Source organism: Ruegeria sp. HKCCD6647-2 (assembly GCF_057221075.1).
Genome location: NZ_JBWVBD010000002.1, coordinates 488,541 through 512,587, shown reverse-complemented (window position 1 = coordinate 512,587; position 24,047 = coordinate 488,541). Strand labels below are relative to the sequence as shown.

Annotated in this window: 21 protein-coding genes, 1 other RNA gene and 1 riboswitch; of the genes, 11 read left to right on the top strand and 11 right to left on the bottom strand. The window is 59.0% G+C overall.

Annotation, left to right across the window (positions count from 1 at the left end):
* Positions 1-519 precede the first annotated feature (519 nt).
* The 4 genes from recR to AC2TDJ_RS08495 all read right to left on the bottom strand — a co-directional run bounded on the left by recR (position 520) and on the right by AC2TDJ_RS08495 (position 4,469).
* A complete protein-coding gene (gene recR / locus AC2TDJ_RS08510; protein ID WP_480841154.1) occupies positions 520-1,113 on the bottom strand; it encodes a recombination mediator RecR in 594 nt (197 codons plus the stop codon).
* Positions 1,114-1,178: 65 nt separating this feature from the next.
* The gene (locus tag AC2TDJ_RS08505; protein WP_480841152.1) at positions 1,179-1,523 is read right to left on the bottom strand and encodes a YbaB/EbfC family nucleoid-associated protein; all 345 of its coding nucleotides are present in this window, start codon (positions 1,521-1,523) and stop codon (positions 1,179-1,181) included.
* A 229-nt stretch (positions 1,524-1,752) separates the two neighbouring features.
* On the bottom strand, positions 1,753-2,622 hold the full coding sequence (locus AC2TDJ_RS08500) for a TauD/TfdA dioxygenase family protein (protein WP_480841150.1): 870 nt from the start codon (positions 2,620-2,622) through the stop codon (positions 1,753-1,755).
* Positions 2,623-2,711: 89 nt separating this feature from the next.
* On the bottom strand, positions 2,712-4,469 hold the full coding sequence (locus AC2TDJ_RS08495; RefSeq protein ID WP_480841148.1) for a DNA polymerase III subunit gamma/tau: 1,758 nt from the start codon (positions 4,467-4,469) through the stop codon (positions 2,712-2,714).
* Between the two features lie 138 nt (positions 4,470-4,607).
* On the opposite strand from AC2TDJ_RS08495, the gene AC2TDJ_RS08490 reads away from it, so the two are divergent.
* Positions 4,608-5,111 carry a protein-tyrosine phosphatase family protein gene (locus tag AC2TDJ_RS08490; protein WP_480841146.1) on the top strand — a complete coding sequence of 168 codons (504 nt, stop codon included), beginning with the start codon at positions 4,608-4,610 and terminating at the stop codon, positions 5,109-5,111.
* A gap of 1 nt (position 5,112) precedes the next feature.
* Here the strand turns inward: AC2TDJ_RS08490 and AC2TDJ_RS08485 are convergent, their stop codons facing one another.
* The gene (locus AC2TDJ_RS08485; protein ID WP_480841145.1) at positions 5,113-5,520 is read right to left on the bottom strand and encodes a hypothetical protein; all 408 of its coding nucleotides are present in this window, start codon (positions 5,518-5,520) and stop codon (positions 5,113-5,115) included.
* Between the two features lie 91 nt (positions 5,521-5,611).
* A riboswitch (cobalamin riboswitch) is annotated at positions 5,612-5,834 on the bottom strand.
* A 165-nt stretch (positions 5,835-5,999) separates the two neighbouring features.
* Here AC2TDJ_RS08485 and AC2TDJ_RS08480 point away from each other — a divergent pair.
* Positions 6,000-6,860, top strand: a complete 861-nt coding sequence (locus AC2TDJ_RS08480; RefSeq protein ID WP_480841143.1) for an alpha/beta hydrolase family protein — start codon at positions 6,000-6,002, stop codon at positions 6,858-6,860.
* Between the two features lie 29 nt (positions 6,861-6,889).
* On the opposite strand, the gene rsgA is transcribed toward AC2TDJ_RS08480, so the two are convergent.
* The 3 genes from rsgA to AC2TDJ_RS08465 form a co-directional block, all read right to left on the bottom strand.
* Positions 6,890-7,918, bottom strand: a complete 1,029-nt coding sequence (gene rsgA / locus AC2TDJ_RS08475; RefSeq protein ID WP_480841141.1) for a ribosome small subunit-dependent GTPase A — start codon at positions 7,916-7,918, stop codon at positions 6,890-6,892.
* Positions 7,919-8,079: 161 nt separating this feature from the next.
* Positions 8,080-8,178: signal recognition particle sRNA small type (ffs, locus tag AC2TDJ_RS08470), an RNA gene on the bottom strand.
* A gap of 39 nt (positions 8,179-8,217) precedes the next feature.
* Positions 8,218-10,137, bottom strand: coding sequence for a bifunctional 2',3'-cyclic-nucleotide 2'-phosphodiesterase/3'-nucleotidase (locus AC2TDJ_RS08465; RefSeq protein WP_480841139.1), 1,920 nt, complete (start codon positions 10,135-10,137; stop codon positions 8,218-8,220).
* Between the two features lie 139 nt (positions 10,138-10,276).
* Here AC2TDJ_RS08465 and nudC point away from each other — a divergent pair, with 139 nt between their 5' ends.
* From nudC to AC2TDJ_RS08450, 3 genes are read left to right on the top strand one after another with little or no spacing between them, the layout of a single operon-like run.
* Positions 10,277-11,260, top strand: coding sequence for an NAD(+) diphosphatase (gene nudC, locus AC2TDJ_RS08460; RefSeq protein WP_480841137.1), 984 nt, complete (start codon positions 10,277-10,279; stop codon positions 11,258-11,260).
* A gap of 42 nt (positions 11,261-11,302) precedes the next feature.
* Positions 11,303-11,770 (top strand): SRPBCC family protein, encoded by a 468-nt coding sequence (locus AC2TDJ_RS08455; RefSeq protein ID WP_480841135.1) that lies wholly within the window; start codon positions 11,303-11,305, stop codon positions 11,768-11,770.
* Positions 11,771-11,811: 41 nt separating this feature from the next.
* On the top strand, positions 11,812-12,357 hold the full coding sequence (locus AC2TDJ_RS08450; RefSeq protein WP_480841133.1) for a chloramphenicol phosphotransferase CPT family protein: 546 nt from the start codon (positions 11,812-11,814) through the stop codon (positions 12,355-12,357).
* Between the two features lie 2 nt (positions 12,358-12,359).
* Here the strand turns inward: AC2TDJ_RS08450 and AC2TDJ_RS08445 are convergent, their stop codons facing one another.
* The gene (locus AC2TDJ_RS08445; protein WP_480841131.1) at positions 12,360-13,193 is read right to left on the bottom strand and encodes a prephenate dehydratase; all 834 of its coding nucleotides are present in this window, start codon (positions 13,191-13,193) and stop codon (positions 12,360-12,362) included.
* Between the two features lie 119 nt (positions 13,194-13,312).
* On the opposite strand from AC2TDJ_RS08445, the gene AC2TDJ_RS08440 reads away from it, so the two are divergent.
* The 5 genes from AC2TDJ_RS08440 to AC2TDJ_RS08420 all read left to right on the top strand — a co-directional run bounded on the left by AC2TDJ_RS08440 (position 13,313) and on the right by AC2TDJ_RS08420 (position 19,680).
* Positions 13,313-13,822: a c-type cytochrome gene (locus AC2TDJ_RS08440; protein WP_480841447.1), complete on the top strand. Its 510-nt coding sequence runs from the start codon at positions 13,313-13,315 to the stop codon at positions 13,820-13,822.
* 170 nt (positions 13,823-13,992) lie between these two features.
* On the top strand, positions 13,993-15,903 hold the full coding sequence (locus AC2TDJ_RS08435; RefSeq protein ID WP_480841129.1) for an extracellular solute-binding protein: 1,911 nt from the start codon (positions 13,993-13,995) through the stop codon (positions 15,901-15,903).
* A 1-nt stretch (position 15,904) separates the two neighbouring features.
* Complete coding sequence (locus AC2TDJ_RS08430) at positions 15,905-16,999, top strand: microcin C ABC transporter permease YejB (protein ID WP_480841128.1); 1,095 nt, start codon at positions 15,905-15,907, stop codon at positions 16,997-16,999.
* Positions 17,000-18,106, top strand: coding sequence for an ABC transporter permease (locus AC2TDJ_RS08425; protein WP_480841126.1), 1,107 nt, complete (start codon positions 17,000-17,002; stop codon positions 18,104-18,106). It begins immediately after the preceding gene.
* Positions 18,103-19,680 (top strand): ABC transporter ATP-binding protein, encoded by a 1,578-nt coding sequence (locus AC2TDJ_RS08420; protein ID WP_480841124.1) that lies wholly within the window; start codon positions 18,103-18,105, stop codon positions 19,678-19,680. Before AC2TDJ_RS08425 ends, AC2TDJ_RS08420 begins: the two co-directional genes overlap by 4 nt.
* Positions 19,681-19,704: 24 nt before the next feature.
* Here AC2TDJ_RS08420 and AC2TDJ_RS08415 read toward each other — a convergent pair whose 3' ends face one another.
* Together AC2TDJ_RS08415 and hemN are read right to left on the bottom strand one after the other, a co-directional pair.
* On the bottom strand, positions 19,705-21,630 hold the full coding sequence (locus AC2TDJ_RS08415; protein ID WP_480841122.1) for an elongation factor G: 1,926 nt from the start codon (positions 21,628-21,630) through the stop codon (positions 19,705-19,707).
* A 215-nt stretch (positions 21,631-21,845) separates the two neighbouring features.
* Positions 21,846-23,201 (bottom strand): oxygen-independent coproporphyrinogen III oxidase, encoded by a 1,356-nt coding sequence (gene hemN, locus AC2TDJ_RS08410; RefSeq protein ID WP_480841120.1) that lies wholly within the window; start codon positions 23,199-23,201, stop codon positions 21,846-21,848.
* Between the two features lie 61 nt (positions 23,202-23,262).
* Between hemN and fnrL the strand changes: the two genes are divergently transcribed.
* Positions 23,263-24,006, top strand: a complete 744-nt coding sequence (fnrL, locus tag AC2TDJ_RS08405) for a transcriptional regulator FnrL (RefSeq protein ID WP_480841118.1) — start codon at positions 23,263-23,265, stop codon at positions 24,004-24,006.
* Positions 24,007-24,047 lie beyond the last annotated feature (41 nt).

The window sequence follows — 24,047 nt, the reverse complement described above, 5'->3', positions numbered from 1 at the left end:
CTTCCGGCATTCGCTTATTGAAAAAGGAGTTTAGAAACCTGATGGCTCTGGGTTAAGAGAGCCTGGCGCTTCTACTGTCTCTATAAACATGACCCCCCGTACCTCGGCGACAATTCCGTTACAATTCCATCCTGAGCTTTCCAAAAAACGCGCCAGAAAAGTAAGCAGGGAAATGATTGTTTCTCAAAAAAGGCATAGTCGTTACCGCTGGAGATAGAAAACCCGCTGCGTTTCAAACTTTGGATTAGTTCCTGCTCGTCCAATGGCAGGAGGAATTCAGAGGCGATCCTTTGAGCGAACTCTTTGTCGGCGTCAGCAAAGTTACTCGGCAATCCTCGGCCAATCTCTGGCGGAACAGGAAACGGTGGATAAAGCAGCAAGTAGAAAACGACCACAACGCCGATGAAGGACGCAGCCCCTATCGTTAAGAACTTCCGCAAAAACGCCCTTATTGCTAAATGCCAAAGTAGAATAATGGTGGCTTGCGGGAAGGCTTGCAACGCCTACTCGGGCGCAAACCTACAACTCTTTCCGCGCCCTCAACGCTGCCGTAATCGTCCCATCATCCAGATAATCCAGCTCCCCCCCAATCGGCACACCCTGCGCCAGCGAGGTCAGGCGGACCTGCCCCTCCAACTGATCGGCGATGTAATGGGCAGTGGTCTGGCCATCGATGGTGGCGTTCAGGGCTAGGATGACCTCAGAAATCCCCTCGGCCATCACCCGGTCCTTGAGCCGGGGAATGCGCAGCTCATCCGGCCCGACTCCGTCCAGTGCCGACAAAGTGCCGCCCAGAACGTGATAGCGGCCCTTGAACACTCCGGCCCGTTCCATCGCCCAGAGGTCGGCGACGTCTTCGACTACGCAGAGTTCTCCGGTCGCGCGGGCCTCGTTGTCGCAGATGTCACAGATATCGGTGGTGCCGACATTGCCGCAGTTCAGGCATTCGCGGGCGGTGACGGCCACTTGCTGCATGGCGTCTGACAGAGGCGTCAACAGCAGGGCGCGTTTGCGGATCAGATGCAGCACGGCGCGGCGGGCCGAGCGAGGGCCGAGGCCCGGCAGCTTGGCCATCAGGTCGATCAGATTGTCGATATCGCTGTTCGAACTCAAGGCGCGTGCTCCTGCAAATGGGCCGGGCAATTTCTACCCGGCCAAAGATCCGTCAGGAGCTTGTATCAGAACGGAAGCTTGATGTCTTTCGGCAAGCCCATGCTTTCCGTCAGCTTGGTCATTTCTTCCTGCGCGCGTTCGGTCGCTTTGGATTGCGCGTCTTTGATGGCGGCCAGGATCAGGTCCTCGACCACTTCCTTGTCGTCACCGTTGAAGATCGAAGGGTCAATATCCAGACCTTTCAACTCGCCCTTTGCGGTTGCGGTGGCCTTGACGAGCCCGGCCCCGGATTCGCCGACAACCATCATGTTGTTCAGCTCTTCCTGCATGTCGGTCATCTTTGTCTGCAAATCCTGCGCGGATTTCATCATCTTGGCCATATCGCCCAAGCCGCCAAGTCCTTTGAGCATCGATCGTCTCCTGTAAATCGGTTTGCCGCCTAAATACGGATGCCATCGGCGCGGCACAAGGGGCGAGGGTGCTCCCGCCCGTCGTCAAGGTCTTTTGCAAGACCTTTCCTCCCCTTGGGCCCGGCAGCGCGGGCTCTGCCCGCGCTGCCGGGCCCAAGGCCGTTCAGGGGAATCGGCGTCAGCCGATGGCCCGTGGCGGACGCGGGAGGGTTTGGTTTTCGGAAGGGGTTCATACCACACGAACAGAATTCAATCCGTCGGCCGCTGTCACCGAACAGCAGATGGATTTGAGCGTGCGTGGGTGGCCATAGTCCCACGGGCGGCCCCGGTGCAGGGTCGCGCGCTCATCCCAGATCAGAACGTCGCCCACGGCCCATTGGTGCGAATACACATATTCCGGTCGCGTGCAGAAGGCCAACGCGTCCTCGAGTATCGTCTGGCTTTCCTCATGCCCCAGCCCCTCGATCGCGAAGGCATGAGAGGCGATGAACAGCGCGTCTTCGCCCGTGACGGGGTTGGGCCAGATCGCGCGCCAGGGGCGGTCGGGCCATCGGGTCATGAAGGGCAAAGCCGCCAAATCGGTCGAGATTTTCGACCGGGAATGTGACAGGCGATGCCAGACGATCGCGTCCTTCAGGGCGGATCGCAGACGCTCCGGCATGTCGGCCCAGGCGGCTCGGGTCGAGGCTAGCTCGGTCTCACCGCCGCTGGGCGGTACGATCTTGGCGGTCAGGATATTGATCAATGCGGGGGTTGGCAGAAATGTGCTGTCGGTATGCCACAACATGTTGGCCTGCAGGTCCAGCAGGCGCAGGTCATCCTTTGCGCGCAGCCCGTCCTTGGTCTGGTTGGTGAGTTCGGGAACCTCAAACTCAAGAGGACGGCCTGCTGCCATGGCCTCGCGATTTTCCAGTGGGCCGAAAAGCTCGGCCAGTCGAATGTGATCCTCGTCCGAGATCGATTGGGCAGGGAACAGAAGCGCCGAATGGGTCTCGAATGCCTGCCTGATCTCCGGGTACAAATTTTCTTTGGTGACTGCGCGCAGATCGACATCGTGAACGGTCAACCCGAAACGGGGGTGCAGCGGTGTTGTGTGCATCAAGTTCCTCCATCATCTGCGTAATGGCAGGGTCCGATCGTCCGCTGGAACAATCTGCCTCATTTGCGACACATGGCGCGCGCGCTGGGTCAATCCTCTTCGAACGGGTCCCACTCGTCTTCGACCTCGGGCAGCGCTTCGGTCTCGACTTTGGCGGCGCGTTGCTCGGGCGTTTCGATTTTGGTGATCTTGGCGTTCGGGAACTGAGCGAATACGGCCTGCACAAGTGGATGCTCTTTGGCTTCGCTCTTCAGCGCTTCTTCGGCGGCGTTCTCTTTCTCATAGATCGTCTCGCCGCCGCCTTCGTTCACAACGGTCACGGCCCATCTATTCCCGGTCCACCTTTGCAGCGCGGTTCCGAGCCGTTGAGCCAGATTGGCCGAGGCGCGTTCGGTGGGTTGGAACTCGATCCGGCCCGGTTGATAAGCCACCAGCCGGAGATAGCTTTTGACTTCTTCAAGCAAGACCCCATCCCGGTTCGCGCGGATCAGTTCGACCACATGATCGAATGTGGGATAGCGTGCCAGCGCGGCCTGAACGTCCTGTGCCAGAGCTGCCGTGGGTCCTCCGCTGTTTCCGGTCGTAGATGCAGCATAGGCAGGTTGCCCCGTGTGTTGGGTCACAGGCGCGGTATTCCCCGGTGCGGAAACACCGCCGCCGGGCCCACCAATGGGCGGCGGAGGCACGTCTTGCAGGCGTTTCAGCAGTTCCTGCGGACTTGGCAAATCCGCGACATGGGTCAGGCGGATAACTGCCATTTCCGCGGCCATCATGGCGTTTGGCGCGGCGGAGACTTCTTCCAGTGCCTTCAGCAGCATCTGCCACATCCGCGTGAGGACACGCATCGGCAGGGCCTCTGCCATCTGCTGGCCACGCGCGCGTTCATCGGGAGAAACCGTCGGGTCTTCGGCAGCGTCGGGTGTGATCTTGACGACCGACACCCAGTGGGTGATCTCGGCCAGATCGCGCAGAACGGCCAACGGATCCGCACCTTCGGCATATTGAGCGCCCAACTCGGTCAGGGCGCCCGCCGCATCCCCACGCAGGATCATGTCCATCAAGTCCAATACCCGGCCCCGATCGGCAAGCCCCAGCATGGCGCGGACCTGATCGGCGCTGGTTTCTCCTGCTCCATGGGAAATGGCCTGATCCAGCAGTGAGGTTGCGTCGCGTGCGGACCCTTCCGCAGCGCGGGTGATCAGGGCCAGCGCGTCCTCGGCAATCTGCGCACCTTCTGAATCCGCGATCTTACGCAAAAGGCCGATCATGTCTTCGGGTTCGATCCGGCGCAGATCAAATCGCTGGCACCGGGACAGAACCGTCACCGGAACCTTGCGAATCTCGGTTGTGGCGAAGATGAACTTCACATGCTCGGGCGGTTCTTCCAGCGTCTTGAGCAGCGCGTTGAACGCGCTGGTCGACAGCATGTGAACCTCGTCGATGATATAGATTTTGTAGCGGGCTGAAGCCGCGCGGTAGCGGACGCTGTCGATGATCTCGCGGATGTCGTTGACACCGGTGCGACTGGCAGCGTCCATCTCCATCACGTCGACATGGCGGCCTGCCATGATCGCTACGCAGTGTTCGCATTTTCCGCAGGGTTCGGTCGTGGGGCCGCCATTTCCGTCAGGACCGATGCAGTTCATGCCTTTCGCAATGATGCGGGCGGTCGTTGTCTTACCGGTCCCGCGAATGCCGGTCATGACGAAGGCCTGCGCGATCCGGTCCGCCTCGAACGCGTTTTTGAGCGTGCGCACCATGGCATCCTGGCCAACCAGGTCTGCAAAGGTTTCCGGGCGATACTTGCGGGCGAGAACCTGATAGGCGGGGCTGGGCGTGTCGGTCATGTCTGCTCTGGCGGATTCGAGTTACGCCGCAGCGTAGAGCGCCCCGACCTCCGCGTCCACCGCAGGGCGGAACGAAATTTGTTTTGAAAGTCGCCGGGTCGGGATAGAACCTGCCGGCAAGGTGAAATTGGAAACCCGATGGCTCAGTTTGAAATCTACGACTTGCCGCTTGGCGGCGGCACGTTGGCATTGTCACCCCTTCCGGGGCGCGGTGGAGACTACGCCGCCGATCTGGACACGCTCAGAAACTGGGCGCCGGACATCGTAATCTCTATGACCTCTGCGGCCGAGTTGACGCAAGGAGGAGCTGGAAGTTTTGGCCAGGACGTCAAAAGCAATGGGGTCCGGTGGGTTCATCTGCCCATCGAGGATTTCGGATCACCACCAGCCGAAATAGTCGAGCGATGGCCGGTAGTTAGCAAGACCGTGCTGAGGACTTTGTCGCACGGAGGTCGGGTCCTGGTGCATTGTCGTGGCGGGTGTGGTCGATCCGGAATGGTGGTTCTGCGATTGATGGTGGAAAACGGTGAAGCGCCCCAGGCGGCGCTGTCCCGACTACGCGCAATTCGCCCCTGTGCCGTCGAAACTGACGGGCAGATGCGCTGGGCCGTGGGAGCCGCCCGCGCACCTTATTCGCAATAGGTCAGGCCGTTGCGAAGGCTTCCGCCTGCACCGGATGGCTGGGCGCCAGTGCTACCGCTTCCAGTAATGCGCAGGGCGGGTTGCTGATCGCCTGAGAGGGCAGGGACGTCAGCTCTGTTCCAAACATCAGCTCGGCGTAATCATCCAACCTGTCAGAACTGGTTTCGGGATCCGCGCCGCAATAAATTCTCACCTGGTCAGGTCGCGCGCGAAAGCGGGCGGAACATCCTTGCGGGCAGTGTGTCAGGTCCGAACTGCCTTCGATTTCGAACTCATTCGTGGTCGAATGCCCTGCTGCTGCAACGGCTTGAACCATGGCGCGCGCCATGCGGGCGAGCGCGGGGCAGGTTTTGCCGGTGCGCTGGCAAATGGTAGCTGTGAATTGATGTGTCTCGGTCTTCCAGATCATGCTGCGCCCTCCGCGCGTGGGACGAAGGGTGAGAGATCGGGAAAGGCTGCAAACTGCGACCAAATCCCGCCCGGACACCCCGCCCGAGTTTCGGTTTCAAGTTCTGATGGCAGGTCTCCTGACTTGCGGGTCGCTGCTTTGCCGACCTTCCCAACCTTTCGGTCAGTGGTGTTTCGGCATCGCTCTCCGCTTACAGTTGCGGGGGCAGTCGCGGACTTGGTCCCAACCGGATCAACCGGGGTGGACCGCACCGCGTTCCCTTTTCATCCCGGCCATCGTGAGAGGGCGCGGGAACCATCACCGCATCGCTAGCGGTTGCAGTGTGGCCGAGTCAAGCAGATTGGCCATTCAATGGTTCGCGAGACTTTTTCAGCGCGGTAAGTGGACGTTTGGTCACCTTAATCCGGCCTTGACTCGGAGGGGTGGATAGGGCCGATTGAGCGAGTGAACTGATCGGTTCAGTTAGGGCTGGAGAACAGATGTTGGACGCTCGGTATACGGTGATTGCCGAAGATATTCGGTTCCCTTCGGGGCCGGCCATGCTGTCGGGGCGTTTGTATTTACCGCATTCCGACCCGCAAACCGTTGTTGTGCTGAACAGCGCGACCGGGGTGCCAAGGGATTATTATCGGCATTTCGCGCAGTGGCTTGCAGCCGAACGGGGTATGGCCTGTCTGACATATGATTATCGGGATTTCGGCCATTCCCTTTCGGGCCGATTGAAGGAATCGACAGTCACAATGGCAGATTGGGCACTGGTCGATATGCCCGCGGCCCGGGCCGAGATGCGACGACGGTTTCCGAACGCGCAACACTGGACAATCGGCCACTCGGTCGGTGGAATGCTCGGTCCTTTGCAGCCGGATATCGAGATGATCGACCGAATGATCTGCGTTTGCTCGGGCTTGGTCACGTTGTCAGATCACCCGTGGCCCTATCGCGGGCTGGCCGGGTTGTTCTGGTATGGCCACGCGCCGTTGGCCGTGCATATGCTGGGCTATCTGCCCGGCAAGGCGCTTGGCTTCGGCTCGGATCTTCCGCCGCAAGTGTATTGGCAGTGGCGCAAGTGGTGCACATCACCATCCAGCTATGTGCCCGAGACCGGTTCCAGCCTGCCCGCGGTGGATTGGTCCCGGGCCGGAGGACCGGTTGATCTGTTCGCATTCACCGACGATCAAATGGTTCCGCCCAACGCGGTCTGGAGGCTGGCTGATCTTTATGGACCAGACGCCAATCGCATCCTCATCGACCCGCAGGACACTGGGCTGACCGGCATTGGTCATATCGGGGTCTTTGCGCGCCGAAGTGCGGCTGTCTGGCCCCGATTGATCGAGAAGTAAGGGACGCCGGGTCTCGGCGCCCCATCTTGTCAAAGCCCGGTGCGCGAGGGTTTGCCGCGCGTCGCATTGCGCACCATTTTCCCGAATGCCTTATCACGGGCACGGGCTTGCGCCACGGTATCGGAATTGCGCATGTCCTCTCGCCGCAATTTGCGCCATCGAACCAGCCGGTCAGGGTTCAGGGTGCCTTCGTCCACTGCGCCGAGGACGGCGCAGCCGGGTTCGGTCTGGTGTTCGCAATCGGAAAAGCGGCAGTTCTGTGCCAGCTCAACAATGTCGGAAAAGACCTCATCCACGCCATCTTTTGCGTCCAGCAACCGAAGGGCACGCATACCCGGCGTGTCGATCAGCCAGCCACCATTTCGCATCCGGTACAGGGCTCGTGCTGTTGTGGTGTGCCGACCGCGCGCGTCGTCCTCACGAATATCGGCGGTCGAGTCCTGCGATCCGGTCATGACATTCGCGAGCGTCGTTTTCCCAACACCGGAGGACCCAACCAATGCAGCCGTTTGACCGGACGGGCACCAATCCAGCACGCGGTGTACGTCTTGCGCGTTCCACGCGTTCACTGACAACACGGTCTGAAGTGGGGACAGCGCTTGCGCCTGATCCACGTATTGCTCAGCGCTTTCACAGATATCCGCCTTGGTCAAAACGATGACCGGGAAACACCCCGCCTGATGGGCCAGTGCGAGGTAACGTTCCAGCCGCGCAAGGTTGAAATCTGCGTTGCATGAGCTGACGATGAACAGAACATCCACATTTGCAGCAATCAATTGCGTGTCAGCCCCGGTTCCGGCGGCACGGCGCTTCAGAAGGCTGCGACGATCCAGCAGACGCTGAACGCGGTTTTGCGCATCGCACAGCACCCAATCGCCGACCGCGAAATCGCCCGTCTGGCGGCCTCCGGTCAACAAAGCTGCTTCTCTGTTCGGGTGGTGCCCAAACAACCGATCACGATGAACCGCCGTTACGCGGAATGGATTCAACTTAGGGTGTGCCGCTTGCTGCGCGGCGAAATGAGAGGACCATCCCAGGTCCGAAAGGGTAAATGACATTGGTCTGCCTGTGTTCAGGTACAGAAAGCCCAGCAAATGGCGAACGCGCATCTGCGGGCGATGTGTTCAGGCAGTCGAGTTGATGGGTGAAATCAGAACCGCGTTGCCTGAAGGGTCATTGCTACAATCATAAACGCCCTCCTGCGGCTGATGGTTCGGATAAGTGAGAGGTTGGACATCGACCCAAGCGGGGCTCGTTGTGGCTGCTTCCTTCCGGACCTGACCAGGTTGGCGAGGCGCTCGCCCGCGCCAACCTCTCATCGATGGATATAGGCGCACAAACCGGAAATGACAACCCGTCAGAGCGTCAGTTCGATTTGAAGAAACCCCGTGGCGTTCAGGCCCAGAACTCGGGGCGCAAAGCCTGACAACTCGTCCAAATGAGCTTCCGCGGCCGTGCCGGTTTCCAAAATGGCATTTGCACCACCAAGGGGGGTCAGACTGAATGGCTGTGGCGCGCCGGCCAAAAGCTCGTCGGGCAGTTGTTTCGCCAGATAGTCCCGAAGGATGTCCTGAACGCGCAGGGGGGGCAGTTCGATTGAAATCGTTTGTGCAATCATCGGAAAATGCCCACCACCATTTGCGCGGTAGTTATTCGTTGCGACGACAAACTTTTGGTTTCCAGGGACAGGGCGACCTTTCATCGTCAAGTTGCGTATGCGCCCGCCCGACGAACCCGTCAGCTTTCCACCCAAATCATACTTCGCAGGTTGAGACAGATCGATCTGATAGCGCAACCCGTGCAGTACGTCGAAATTGTGACCTGCCCGCAGCGGATTCGTCAGAACGGTGCTGCGATCCGCCCCGACCTGATTAAAGATCCCTGCGGACATTTCGAGCCAATCACGGATTTGAGCCCCGGTCGCCACGACAGCGCGCAGTTCATTTGGGAAAACGTGCATATCGGCGACATGACGCATCGAAATCTCGCCTGCAGGGATGTTTGTGTAATATCCCGGCCCGGCCCGACCGCCGAACTTGGCGGGCGCCGTAGCCGACAGGAGTGGAAGTGTTTCCAATTCGGTCCCGGCCAGAAACGGACGAAGCGCCGCCGCCTGAGCTGCCGCCAGTAACGCAAGACCGCGATCAGGGGCGCAAAAACTGAAAAAGCTGTGAACCGGTGCAAACAGGCGGCCAACCGGTTCAGCGGCGCGCGCGCGCGTGGCTTTGTGACCTTTGGCAAACAGGCGAACCATCTCGGGGTCTTCCGACACAGGGGCCCGGTGGCTTTCAGAGTAGATAGGCCGAAGTTCGACATGGGGTTTGACGACACGCCAACCTTTGGTGCCGTTCCGGGAAAGCGTCAGATCGATGACGCCCAGATGAGAGCCGGCAAAGCCGGGCATCACCACCGGTTTACCGTGTACCAGCCCTGCGGAATTGTCGACATGGGCGACGCCTTCATGCGCGTCGCCCGGTAAGGTCAGATGTGTGTGACCGGCGATGACAACGTCGATGTGCTTGAGTGCCGCCAACGGAACGACGGCGTTTTCCAGCCCTGGAGCAGCATCCGTTTCGGCAATCCCCGAATGGGCCAGCGCAATGATGACGTCGCAACCCTGCCGGCGCAATGCGCTCGCCGTGTCCCGTGCAGTGGTAAGGATGTCGTCGACCTGAGCCATCCCTTCCAGCTTGTGCGCCTCCCATTGCGCGGTTTGGGGCGGCAAAACGGACAACACGCCGATGCGGATCGGCAATTCGGCGCCGTCACAAGCAACGCTTCGTTGCAGTACGGCACTTTGTTGCGGAATTCGGGCATTGTCGTTGCGCAGCAGATTGCTGCAGATCACAGGGCAAGAGACTTGTTCGGCCAGACGGTCGATCAGTTCAAGGCCATAGTTGAAGTCGTGGTTACCCAATCCCACCGCGTCGTAGTTGAGTGCATTGAACGCCATTGCAATGGGATGGGTTTCGGCAACGTTCTCGGCGGCCCAGTCTCCCAACGGGGTTCCCTGCAAAAAGTCGCCATTATCAAACAACAGACTTAGTGTCCCCATTTGCCGGGCCTGTTTCCGCGCTGCACGGATCAGGTTTGCCGTGCGAGTAAACCCAATTCGGGGGTCTGCGCGATCTGCGTAATAGTCAAAACCCATCAGGTGCATGTGAAGATCGCTTGTCGCCAAGATCTGAATATGCGCGACCGGCTCTGGCTTCTGGCCCGGCGATGTATTGGGTGTCAAAACTTCAGCTTCTGGATGTTGTTGTATGCATGATTTCACTGATTGGTGGAATTAGTGCAAATTCCGGGGCAATCCTGCGGCCATTCAACGACAGCGCTGTTTTGCCGCGCGGTGGAATTCCGTTGCGCCCAAGACGAAGACGTGGCAGCCCTTTTGCCGGCAGTCTGGGAAGGCAGGAATGAAACGCGCGGAACAAGTGACATTTGGCGGATCCGGCTTGGATCGGGCGGCCCTGCTGCGGGGCGACAAAGACAGGCTATTGGCGGCGCAGTCCGACCCCTCTGCGCGTTGCGTGTTGTTGTGGCGCGGCAAGGTGTTGGTTCAGGGTGAACAACTGGACCGCCTGGCATTGATCCCGATGAGTTATGATCTGTTGCACAACGGACCGGGTGGAGTGATTGCCTCGCCGGTTTTTCTCGGGAAGACCGATGGCGACGTGCCGGTTTTTGCCATGGATATTTCGGGATGGGCGGCAGAGGGGCTGGATTTGTCCGGTGTTGGCGCATTCGTCGATCGCACCGAACAGCAACACCCGGACCTACCGGATGGTCACGTTTTTGCGGAATTGCGCCGCATCATGACGCGCCTGTCGCCACGCGACGCGGAAATGGCTGCAACTGCAAAAGCCATCATCGGATGGCACGAGACGCACAAGTTCTGCGCCCGGTGTGGGGAACGCAGCGAGATGTCTCAGGGCGGGTGGCAGCGTAGCTGTCCGGAATGCGGCGGGCAACACTTCCCGCGCACCGATCCGGTGGTTATCATGCTGATCACGCACGGCAATTCCGTACTTATGGGGCGATCCCCCGGTTGGCCCGAAGGGATGTTCTCCTTGCTGGCCGGGTTTGTCGAGCCCGGCGAAACGCTGGAAGCCGCCGTACGGCGGGAAGTCATGGAAGAGGCGGGTGTACCCGTCGGTGCCGTGAAATACTTGTCCAGCCAACCCTGGCCATTTCCGGCGTCGCTCATGTTTGGTTGCGCGGGTGAGGCGTTGTCGCGCGATATCCGGATTGACCCGGTCGAAATCGAAGAAGCGATGTGGGTCAGCAAGACCGAGATGATGCAGGCCTTTGCCGGAGATCACCCGAAACTGTTGCCAGCCCGCAAAGGGGCGATTGCCCGTTTTTTGTTGCAGCACTGGCTTGCGGATACGTTGGACTGACGAATCACTGGAACGCAAGACGAGGACGATCGGAACACCGAAATGCAGTTTTCAGCGCAGGAAGATATCCAGGCTCCGATCAACACCGTCTTCGACATGGTTGCCGATTTCGAGCGGTTTGAGCGAATGGCCATGCGGCGCGGTGCCGAGGTGCGGCGTGCGCCTGGTCCCCTTCAGCCGGGCGCAGGAACCACATGGGAAACCACGCTCAAGATCCGAGGCAAGCCGCGTCATATCACTGTGGAAATGACAGATTGCGACCGTCCTTCGCTGATGCGGTTTCACGCCAGCAGCAAGGGTATGAATGGGGCCACGACGATCGAACTTCTGGCCTTGTCCCAACGCCGTACGCGTCTGATCATCGACATGTCGCTGGCAGCAAAAACTCTGCCAGCCCGGCTGTTGCTGCAGTCACTGAAGCTGGGGCAATCGCGTTTCCGCCGCCAGTTCCAGATACGTCTCAGCGATTTTGCACGAGAGCTGGAAGAGCGTCATTTGCACGGGGCGTGAAGGTGTAGCTTGATGGAAGCAATTTGCACGAGAGAAAACACATGGCACAAATCATTTTCCTGCATGGTGCTTCGAGTAGCGGCAAGACGACCTTGGCAAAAGCCCTGCAACAACGCACTGATCTCCCGTTTTGGCATATCAGCATTGATCAACTGAGAGATTCCGGTGCCCTGCCAATGGAGCGTTTTCGAAACGGTGAATTTGACTGGGCCACATCCCGCGATAGTGCTTTTGAAGGGTTTCACAAATCCATTCAGGCCTACGCTGATGCAGGTAACAATCTCATTCTCGAGCATATTCTGGATACAAAGGGTTGGCTGGAAACACTACAAGACCTACTGCGTGACCACGATGTTCTGTTTGTCGGATTACAATGTCAAATCCCTGAACTTAATCGTCGAGAGGGATACCGCGGAGACCGCAAAGTGGGAAGTGCCGAACGGGATCAGCGTGAGATACATGCTGGGTTGAAGTACGATTTGAATATCCAGTCTGAAGATGGAGTCGAGGCAAACACAATTGCCATCCTGGATGCATTGAGAAACGGTCGTCGGATCTCCGAATTCCGAAAGGCCCAATTTGGGTGACGCTATCCACGTGGTCGCGCCGCCGGGTAGACGCCCAGAATCTCGACATTCGTCGTGAAATGTTCCAGCTCATCCATTGCCAACTGGACATTCCGGTCCTCGGGGTGGCCGACGACATCCGCGTAGAACTGCGTGGCGGTGAACGAGCCATCGAGCATATAGCTTTCCAGCTTTGTCATGTTGACGCCATTGGTCGCAAAGCCGCCCATCGCCTTGTACAGAGCCGCCGGTATGTTGCGCACTTCAAACACAAAGCTGGTGATCATTTCATGCTCGCCCCGCCGCGATTCTTCGGCCTCGCGCGACATGACCAGAAATCGGGTGGTGTTGTCGCCATGGTCTTCGATATGGCGCGCCAGCACGTTCAGGCCATAGATTTCGGCTGCCAGTTCGCTGGCAAGCGCGGCCGAATGCCTGTCCCCAACTTCGGCCACTTCGCGGGCCGCACGCGCGTTGTCGGGGCTGACCCGACCACGAATTCCGTGCTCTTTCAGGAAGCCCGCGCACTGCGGCAGAAGAACCAGGTGGGAATGTGCCTCGGTGATGTCGGACAGAGTAGCGCCAGGCACGCCCAGAAGGTTGATATGCACGCGCACAAAAGCTTCTTCGATGATGTGCAATCCGCTATGCGGCAGCAGACGGTGGATGTCGGCGACACGACCGTAAGTGGAATTCTCCACCGGAAGCATCGCCAGGTCGGCCGCGCCGGAACGTACTGATTCGATTACATCCTCGAACGTGCGGCAGGGCAGCGCGTCCATATCGGGCCGAGCATTACGGCAGGCCTCGTGGCTGTAGGCGCCGGGTTCTCCCTGAAATGCGATGCGTTTGGTCATTTGGTCGATTCCGTGCAACAAGTTCGTGAATTGGGCGTTTAGTCGCGGTGTCTATACCTTGCCTCTTGCAAGGGGAAGCCTTAGACACCCCGCAGACAGCTGAAATGGACTCGCGATCAATGTTCGACACGATGACAGTTACCAAGGCCGCAGCCGGCCTGTTTGGCACCTTCCTGGTGCTTCTTCTCGCCAAGTGGGGGGCTGATACCCTCTATTACGTGGGTGGGCATGGTGCCGAAGCCGCCTACGTCATTGAAACCGAAAGCTCTGGCGAAAGCGCCGATGGCGAAGAAGTGGTCTTCGAGGATATGCTGGCCGCAGCCGACCCGGAAAAAGGCGCGCGCGTGTTCCGCAAGTGCACCGCCTGCCACAAGCTGGAAGACGGCGCGAACGGTACCGGGCCCTATCTGTACGCAATTGTGGATCGCCCTGTTGCTTCGGCCAAAGGGTTCACCGGCTATTCCGCGGCGATGCAGGCCCATGGCGGCAACTGGACGCCCGAAGCCCTGGATGCCTTCCTGACGCGCCCCAACGCCTACATTCAGGGAACGTCCATGAGCTTTGCCGGTCTGAAAAAACCACAAGAGCGTGCCGACCTGATTGCGTATCTGCAGACCATCGGCAACTGATCCTTCGGTCAGAAGTGAAAATTCCAAGGCCGCTGCCCAGAGCAGCGGCTTTTTTTGTCTAAGAAAAACTTCACAAAGCGTTCACGCATTCTAAACTTGCAACTGACAGTGCTGGCCATTTAGCTGGCCTGCACGCCATAAAGAGCCAAACGAACCAGAGGATGAGCGATATGAAACCCCTCCTGCCCGCAACGCGCGTTTCGACTGTTCGGTCCTGGGCGGGGGTTTTGGGGATAACGGCGGCAATGGTTCTGGCCAGCGGTGGTCTGGTTGCCGCGACCGAGGATAACATCACCCGCAGTCATGGATATTCCTATTTCGGCAACCTGGACTACCCGGCGGACTACCCTCACCTCGATTACGTCAACCCTGACGCGCCAAAGGGCGGCGAACTGTCATTGGCCGGATCGGGGACGTTTGATTCTCTAAACCCCTACTCTCGAAAAGGGCGGGCCGGTGCGCTGACAACTTTGCAATATGACCCGCTGATCGACAGTACGGCGGACAGTGTGGGCCAGTATTACGGCGTTCTGGCCGAAAGTATGGAATATGACGAAGGGCGGAATTACGTGATCTTTCACCTGCGCCCCGAGGCGACATTCTGGGATGGCACCCCGGTCACTGCCGAAGACGTGGTGTACAGCCACCGATTGTTCATCGAACAGGGCTTGCCGTCATATGCGCAAGCCGTGGGGCGGATGGTTACGGGCGCCGAGGCGCTGGACGACAACACCGTAAAGTTCACATTCAGCCCAGATGTGACCCGGCGCGGTCTGATCGAAACCGTTGGGTCGACTCCGGTCTTTTCGAAAGCATGGTTCGAAGCCGATGACTCCCGTCGGCTGGATGAACCAAGGCTTGAAGTTGCCGTTGGATCAGGGCCTTACAAGCTGGACAGCTACGATATCAACCGCCGTATCGTGTACAAACGCCGCGACGATTATTGGGGGCAGGATTTGCCGATCAATATTGGGCGCAACAACTATGACACGATCCGCGTTGAATATTTCGCCGACCAGACCGCTGCTTTCGAAGGGTTCAAGGCCGGCGAATACACCATGCGGATCGAAAGTGATCCAAAGCTCTGGGCCTCGAACTACGATTTTCCGAAACTCAGTGATGGCCTTGTCGTTCGGGATGAAATACCGGACGGCAGTCCGCCGACACCTTCGGGTTTTGTCTTTAACCTGGGCAAGCCGCAATTTGCCGATAAGAACGTGCGAAAGGCGATAGCGCTGGCGTTCAATTTTGAATGGGCCAATGAGTCGCTGATGTTCGGATTGAATTCGCCCCGCGACTCGTTCGTTCAGGGTACTCATCTGGAAGCCAAAGGCGCACCCGAAGGTGCTGAACTGGCCTTTCTGGAAAGCCTCGGCGACGTGGTCCCCGCCGAAGTGCTCAGTGAACCGGCGCTTGTGACCCATGAATCGAACCCCGCCCGTCTGAACGACCGCCGCAATCTGCGTAAGGCGTCGAAATTGCTGGACGAAGCCGGTTGGCCCGTGGGTGAGGGTAATCTGCGCCGGAACGCGCAAGGCCAGACTCTCAAGGTTAACATCCCTTACGCGTCCAGCATTCCGACGTCGATCGCGACGATGATCGAAACTTTCGTGCAAAACCTGCAGTCCATCGGTGTCGATGCGTCTGCCGAAAAAGTCGACCCTTCGCAGTTCACCCTGCGCCGCCGTGAGCGGGATTACGACATGGTCTACACCACCCGGTACGGGGCCTTCCTGTCAACAGGCGGAGGGCTGAGTCAGATGTATGGATCCGAGGAAGCCGCGTTCAGTCTGTTCAACCCCGCCGGTTTGGCCAGCCCGCTGGTGGACGCTGTGATCGAGGCGTCGTTCGATACGACAAATCAGGCTGAACAGGATGCCGCACTTATGGCGCTGGATCGTGTTCTGCGTTATGAGTTCTTCGTCATCCCGGATGGCTATGTGGCGGATTACTGGACAGCCTATTACGACATGTACGAATACCCCGAAAACCTGCCCCCATTCTCGTTGGGTTATCTGGACCTGTGGTGGGTGAACCCCGAGAAAGAGGCGGATCTGAAAGCGAAAGGCGCGCTGCGGTAACATGGGCGCCTATATTCTAAGACGTCTGCTGCTGGTCATTCCGACCCTTCTGGGCATCATGATCGTCAACTTCACCTTGGTGCAGTTCGTGCCGGGTGGACCGATCGAACAGATCATCGCGCAAATCGAGGGCCAGGGCGACGTCTTCGCCGGGTTTGCAGGCAGCGGTGATGCCGGTGCGGGGGCCGAACCGGCCGGGGGCGCATTCGACGACAAATATGTCGGCGCGCGCGGTTTACCGCCTGAGTTCATTGCCGAGCTTGAAAAAGAATTCGGGTTCGACAAACCGCCGCTCGAACGCTTTTTAGGGATGATGGGCAACTACCTGACGCTGAACTTCGGCGAGAGCTATTTTCGCTCGATCAGTGTGATCGATCTGGTGCTGGAGAAGATGCCCGTCTCGATTTCGCTGGGCCTGTGGTCGACCCTGATCGCTTATCTGGTGTCCATCCCGTTGGGCATTCGCAAGGCAGTCAAGGACGGGTCCAAGTTCGACACATGGACCAGCGGCACGATCATTGTGGCTTACGCCATTCCCGGATTCCTGTTCGCGATTCTGTTGCTTGTGCTGTTTGCGGGCGGCTCTTACTGGCAGATTTTTCCGCTGCGTGGCCTGACCTCGGACAATTGGGACAGCCTCAGCCTGTTTGGTAAGATCACGGACTATTTCTGGCATATCACCTTGCCGATCATTGCCCTGACCATCTCGGCCTTTGCCACGCTGACATTGCTGACCAAGAACTCGTTTCTGGATGAAATCAAAAAGCAGTATGTCATGACCGCCCGCGCAAAAGGGTTGAGCGAGGGGAAGGTGCTGTATGGCCACGTTTTCCGCAATGCCATGCTGATCGTCATCGCGGGCTTTCCGGCGGTGTTCATCGGCGTGTTCTTCGGCGGCTCGATTATTATCGAAACCATTTTCTCGCTGGATGGCTTGGGTCGTCTGGGTTTTGAGGCCGCGGTGGCACGCGACTATCCTGTGATCTTCGGCACGCTGTTCATCTTCGGATTGATGGGGCTGGTCGTCGGCATCATCAGCGACCTGATGTATGTTCTTGTCGACCCGCGCATCGATTTCGAAAAGCGGGAGGGGTAAATGGCGCTGTCCCCACTTAACCAGCGCCGTTGGCGCAACTTTCGACGTAATGGCCGGGCGTTCTGGTCGCTGATCATTTTCTCGGTGCTGTTCGGACTGTCACTGTTCGCCGAGTTCATCGCCAATGACAAACCGATCCTCGTGAAGTATCGGGGTGAGTTCTATACGCCGGTCTTCAACTTCTACGCAGAAACCGAGTTCGGCGGCGATTTCCAGACCGAAGCTATCTATCGCGACCCCGAAGTACAGTGCCTGATTGACAGCGGCGGGCTTGACGAATGCTTTGACGATCCCGAAGGAATTATCGATGAGATCAAGGCAGGTACTTTCAAGGCCGAAGGGTTCGAGCGCGGCTGGGCCATTTGGCCCTTGATCCCATATTCCTTCAACACCAGCGTGGATCGGCCGGGGGCCGCGCCATTGCCGCCCAACGGCCAGAACCTGCTGGGCACGGATGACACCAAACGCGATGTGCTGGCCCGTGTGATCTATGGCTTCCGCCTGTCGATTGTGTTCACTCTGATCGTGACGGGTGTGGCCAGTCTGATCGGCATCTTTGCCGGTGCAATTCAGGGTTTTTTCGGCGGGTGGCTGGACCTGATCTTTCAAAGGATCATTGAAATCTGGTCTGCCACCCCCTCGCTGTACGTGATCATCATCATGTTCGCCATTCTGGGGCGAAGTTTCTGGTTGTTGGTCGCACTTATGATCCTGTTCGGCTGGACCGGACTGGTGGGTGTGGTGCGCGCCGAATTTCTGCGGGCCCGCAATCTCGAATACGTGCGCGCGGCCCGGGCACTGGGCGTCGGGAACATGACCATCATGTTCCGTCATATGTTGCCCAACGCGATGGTCGCAACGCTGACCTTCATGCCGTTTATCGTGACGGGAACCATCGGCGGTCTGGCCTCGCTGGATTTCCTGGGTTTCGGCCTGCCGTCGTCGGCGCCATCGCTGGGGGAACTGACCTTGCAGGCCAAGCAAAACCTGCAAGCCCCGTGGCTGGCTTTCACCGCCTTCTTCACCTTTGCCATCATGCTGTCCCTGCTGGTCTTCATCTTCGAAGGCGTGCGCGATGCGTTTGACCCGAGAAAGACCTTTTCATGAGCTTGCTGGATGTGAACAACCTCAAGGTTTCGTTCCGGCAGGACGGGCAGGTCAGCGCGGCGGTCAACGGAGTTTCCTTCACCGTGGACCGCGGCGAGACGGTTGCCTTGGTGGGCGAGTCTGGGTCAGGCAAATCCGTCACGGCCCTGTCGACCGTATCCCTGCTGGGCGACAGCGCGATTGTCGAAGGCTCGGTGCAATATGATGGGCACGAGATGATCGGCGCCTCGGAAGACAAGCTGATGGATGTGCGCGGCAACGATATCAGTTTCATATTTCAGGAACCGATGACTTCGCTGAACCCGCTGCACACGATCCAGAAGCAGATGGCGGAGTCGCTTGTACTGCATCAGGGCTTATCCGGCGACGCGGCGCGGGATCGGATCGTGGAACTGTTGACCAAGGTTGGCATTCGCGACCCGCAGGAGCGGCTGGACGCCTATCCCCATCAGCTTTCTGGCGGGCAACGCCAGCGTGTCATGATTGCCATGGCGCTGGCCAACAAGCCGGACATTCTGATCGCCGACGAGCCGACAACGGCCTTGGACGTGACCATCCAGGCGCAAATTCTTGAGCTTCTGGCAGAATTGCAGAAGTCGGAAAACATGGGGATGCTGTTCATCACCCACGACCTGGGCATCGTGCGTCGAATTGCGGACCGGGTTTGTGTCATGAAGGATGGCGAGATTGTCGAGACCGGTGTAACGTCCGAGATCTTCGACAACCCGCAACACCCCTACACACAAAAGCTGTTGGCAGCAGAGCCGTCCGGGCATCCTGATCCAGTTGCTTCGGACGCTGAAGAGGTGGCGCGGACGGAAAGCCTGAAAGTCTGGTTTCCGATCCAGCGTGGGTTCCTGAAAAGGACGGTCGGCTATGTAAAAGCGGTCAATGACGCCACACTGAGCGTGCGCGCAGGCGAGACGCTGGGCATCGTGGGCGAAAGCGGGTCGGGCAAGACCACGCTGGCGCTTGCGATCATGCGCCTGATCTCCTCGGAAGGCGAGATAACATTCCGCGACCAGGACGTGCGCCGCTGGTCCACGCGTGAATTGCGGCGGCTGCGCAAGGATATGCAGATCGTGTTTCAGGACCCGTTCGGCAGCCTCAGCCCGCGGATGACCTGCCAGCAGATCATTGCCGAAGGGCTGGCAATCCACAAAGTCGACCCCCATCGCGCCCCGCGCGAGCTTGTTGCCGAGGTCATGACCGAGGTTGGGTTGGATCCGGCCGCAATGGATCGTTACCCGCATGAGTTCTCGGGCGGTCAACGGCAGCGAATAGCCATCGCGCGGGCCATGGTGTTGCGACCCAAGCTGCTGGTGCTGGACGAGCCGACCAGCGCGCTCGACATGACAGTGCAAGTACAGATCGTCGACCTACTGCGCGACCTGCAGCGAAAATATGGTCTGGCCTATCTGTTCATCAGCCACGACCTCAAGGTCGTGCGGGCAATGTCTCACAATGTCATCGTCATGCGGAATGGCGATGTAATCGAAATGGGCAAGGCCGAGGATCTGTTTGAAAATGCTCAGACCGATTATACCCGCGAACTGATCGCGGCGGCGGGCTGAAACCAGCCCGCGTGCCTTAGTCGCCTAGGCGATTTCCTTGCGTTGTGTGGGCGTGGGTACCGGTCCTCGCAACTCTTCATAGTGATCGAATTGCAGCTTTACCCAACCGGTACCGCGCGTAGCGCTGGCGAGGGTGCGGTGCAGTTCGTCCTGAGCTACGGCAGGCAGTTGCGCGTTGAAAATCTCCCAGCCCGAGGCGTTGGGATTTCCTTCGAACCCCAGCACCTGCCCTTGCAGCGAACTGATGGTTGGCACCAGATCCCCCACAAAGACAGAAGGCAGGTGGATTTCTGCATTCAGGATCGGTTGCAGGACAACCGGTTTGGCCTCTGGCAACGCCTCGCGCACGGCATTTTTACCTGCGGTGCGGAAGGCATAGTCCGAACTATCGACGTTGTGGTGCTTGCCGTCGCTGAGTGTGACCTTGACGTCCACCACGCGGAACCCCTCGGGCCCCTGTACCAGGGCATCCTTGGCACCATGTTCAACAGATGGGATGTAGTTCTTGGGCACCGCGCCGCCCTTGACCACCTCTTCGAACTGAAAGCCTGAACCGCGCGGCAATGGTTGAACCGTGATAACCACATCCGCGAACTGGCCTGCGCCGCCAGACTGCTTGCGGTGACGGTGACGGTGTTCGATTTTCGAACGGATGGTTTCACGATACGCCGTTTCGGCAGCTTCAGCTTCGATCTCGATCCCGAAATCTTCGGCCAGTTTTGCAGAGACGCGGCGCATATGCTGTGGCCCTTGCGATCCCAGAACCGCGTGGCCGCTCAGTTCGTCCTGCTCCAGATGCAAGCCAGGATCGATCTCGACCAGGCGAGAAAGGGCATTGGACAGCCGCACGTCGTCCCGCTCATGGGCAGGCGATACGACCTGACGGTGCGCCGCCGGGTGCGAAGCCGCCCATTCCGGAAGCGGTGTCGCCGAGTTGCTGTCATACAGGTAGCCGGGGTTCAGGTGGTCGGACTTCACGGCCAACCCGATCTGACCGGCCTCAAGCGCGCCGATTTGGGTTTTGGCATCCAGCGTCGTCAGGTTTCCGACCGTTTCGCCGCCCAGGGGCTCATGTGCTTTCACGCCGTCGCCCAGACCGCGCAGGACGATGATCTTGCCGATATGTTTCTTGACGTCTGCGAATCCGGCAATGGCCCGCGCGTTTTCCGCGGCTTCGTCCCGTCCCGCGGCGATGTCGAACTCGGGCGCTTCATGGCGCAGGGCCTTCATCAGACGGGTCAGACCGTTCCCGTGGCTCGCCGCGCCCAGACAGGCCGGTATCAACTGATGGTTTTGCAGCACCTGTGCGGCCAGGTCATAGATTTCTGCGCTGGGTGGCTGTTTGTCTTCGATCAGCTGTTCCAGCAGGTTGTCGTCGAAATCGGACAGTGTTTCCAGCAACTCGGTGCGGGCTTCCTGCTCGCGGTCTTCCACCGACTGCGGCAGTTCGATCAGGGCCGAGGGCTGCCCTTCCTGATACTTCCACGCGCGTTCCGAGATCAGGTCGACGGCACCGATGATCGTGTCCCCCTCGCGGATCGGCACCTGACGCAGGGCGATATGATGGGTGCAATAGGTTTGCAGGGCCGAGATTATATCGCGAATCCGCCCGTTGGGGTTGTCCATGCGGTTGATGAACAGGAAACAGGGGATGCCGGCCTCTTCGACCAGCCGCAGATAGGGTGCGCACAGGACGGCTGCGTCCGGGTCGGGTGGCACGACCACGACAGCGGCGTCCGAGATGGCCATTGCGGGCCCGACATAGGCCAGCGCATCGCCGCCGCCATCCACGTCAATTGCGCACCAGGGCTCGTCCAAGTAAGAAAAACCGTGCAAATGCACGGTCCCGGATACGTCGAATGTTGTTGGGCGGCTGTCGAGGCGGCTGATGGCCTCGACCAGGGTGGATTTGCCCGATTGGCTGGGGCCGAGGACGGTGAAAACGCGCATGAGTGCTGTCCCTCTTTCAGGTTGCAGAATGGCTGCACGAAAAGGGCTGTCGAACGCGTTTGCGCCGGCAAGAACTGTCTGCGATTTCGCCTGCCTCAGAGTGCGAAGAGGCGGGCCTCTCCACCCCTAGAGTGTGGAGAAAACCGAAGGCGTGCGTCAAGCCCCCGTGCCGTTTTAGAAGGGGACGGGCCGAATACCGGCCCGTCAAACAGATCTCAGATCGCCGAACTGTGCCCGGCCTTGCTCAGGTCATAGGCGTCAAAGTTGCGGGCAATCATGCGGGTCAGAGCGCGCGCTTCCGGCGGTATGAACAGACCCCTATCGTCAATCTGCAGCAATCCGTCGAACGCGGCGTTTGCGCTCTTGTACATCTGTTGCAACTCCGACCGGGAGACATCGTGATCCCGCAGAATCTCGGCCGTGTCGATCCGGAAATCGCACATCAGCGCCTCGATCAGGCGCGCGCGCAGTATGTCTTGACCTTTGAACAGGTGTCCGCGCGAAGTTGAGAAGCGACCGTCGCGGATGGCCTTGGTGTGCGCCGAGGTCGCCGGCGCATTTTGCGCATACCCCTGAGGAAACCGTGAAATCGAGCTGGCGCCCACTCCGATCAGAACCTCGGCCTGATCATCCGTGTAACCCTGGAAGTTCCGCTTCAGCCGCCCGGCCTTCAGCGCATGGGTCAATCCGTCATCCTGCGTTGCAAAGTGGTCGATACCAATCTCGGCGTAATTGTCCCACAGGAACAATCGACGTGCGGTTTCGAACAGCTCCAGCCGCTGTTCCGGCGTCGGCAGTGCATCCGAAGGGATCAATTGCTGGCGTTTTGCCATCCACGGCACGTGCGCATACCCGTAAAGCGCAACGCGATCCGGCGACAGAGACAGCAGCTTCTGCACGCTTTCGGTCATGCGCGCCTTTGTCTGGTGGGGCAGTCCGTAAAGGATATCGGCGTTCAGGCTGGATATCCCGCGGGCACGGATCATTTCGACGGCGTCACGCGTGACGTCATAACCCTGAATGCGTCCGATGGTCTTTTGGATTTCGTCATCGAAATCCTGAACACCGATCGAAGCGCGGTTCATGCCGGCCTCGGCCAGCGCGTCCAGTCGTTCCTCGTCGATTTCATTCGGGTCGATCTCGACCGAAAATTCGGCATCGGGGCCAAGGGGGACGGTGTCAAGGATACGGGCAGCCAGTTCCCGCATCAGATCGGGGTTCAGCAAAGTTGGCGTTCCGCCGCCCCAGTGCAGGCGCGACAGCTTCACGCCTTCGGGAAGGCGGGCCGCCAGCAGGTCCAGTTCTGCCTTCAGAACATCGACATAAGCGATGACTGGGTTGTCTGTCTGTGTGCCTTGCGTTCTGCAGGCGCAAAACCAGCAAAGTCTGCGGCAGAAAGGCACATGGATATAGAGCGAAATGGCGCTGCCCGGAGCGATGCCGGATACCCAGTCGCCAAACAGATCTGACCCTACGTCATTATTGAAATGCGGGGCTGTGGGATAGCTTGTGTAACGCGGTACTTTCGCGTCAAAAAGTCCAAGCCGTGCCAGTTGCGGTTTTATTGTCATAACGATACGGCTATACCGGGAGAGGCTCAGATACTTTGACCGAGATCAAGTGGAAACGCGAATGACACTCAAGGCTTTGTATGAGCACACCAACTGTGAAGAATGTCCGATCCGGCATCGGGCAGTGTGTGCGCATTGCGAAAAAGACGAGCTGGAAGAGCTTGAGAGTATTAAATATTATCGTAGTTTTGAGGCCGGACAGACCTTAATCTGGTCCGGCGATCCGATGAATTTCGTTGGCTCTGTCGTGTCCGGAATTGCGTCACTGACGCAAACGATGGAAGACGGGCGGACGCAGATGGTCGGCCTTTTGCTGCCCAGCGATTTCGTCGGGCGACCGGGGCGCGAATCTGCGGCTTACGACGTGATCGCCACGACCGATCTGGTAATGTGCTGCTTCCGCAAGAAACCATTTGAAGAGCTGATGGGAAGGACACCGCATATCGCCCATCGTTTGCTTCAGATGACGCTGGACGAGCTGGATGCCGCGCGGGAATGGATGCTGGTGCTGGGGCGCAAGACCGCGCGCGAGAAGATAGCCAGCCTGCTGTCGATCATTGCGCGCAGGGACGCGTCAATTCATCGTAAGGGCATGTCGGGGCCGATCGTGTTCGATCTGCCGCTGACCCGCGAGGCGATGGCCGATTATCTTGGTCTGACGCTGGAAACGGTCAGCCGGCAGATTTCGGCCCTGAAAAAGGATCAGATCATCACTCTGGAAGGCAAGCGCCACGTAACGATCCCCGATATGGGGCGCCTCATGGAAGAGGCGGGCGATGACACGGACGGTGGTTTCCTAGTGTAACGGTTGGCCGGACGGGCCCTTGCCAGTCAAGATCAGGAGCG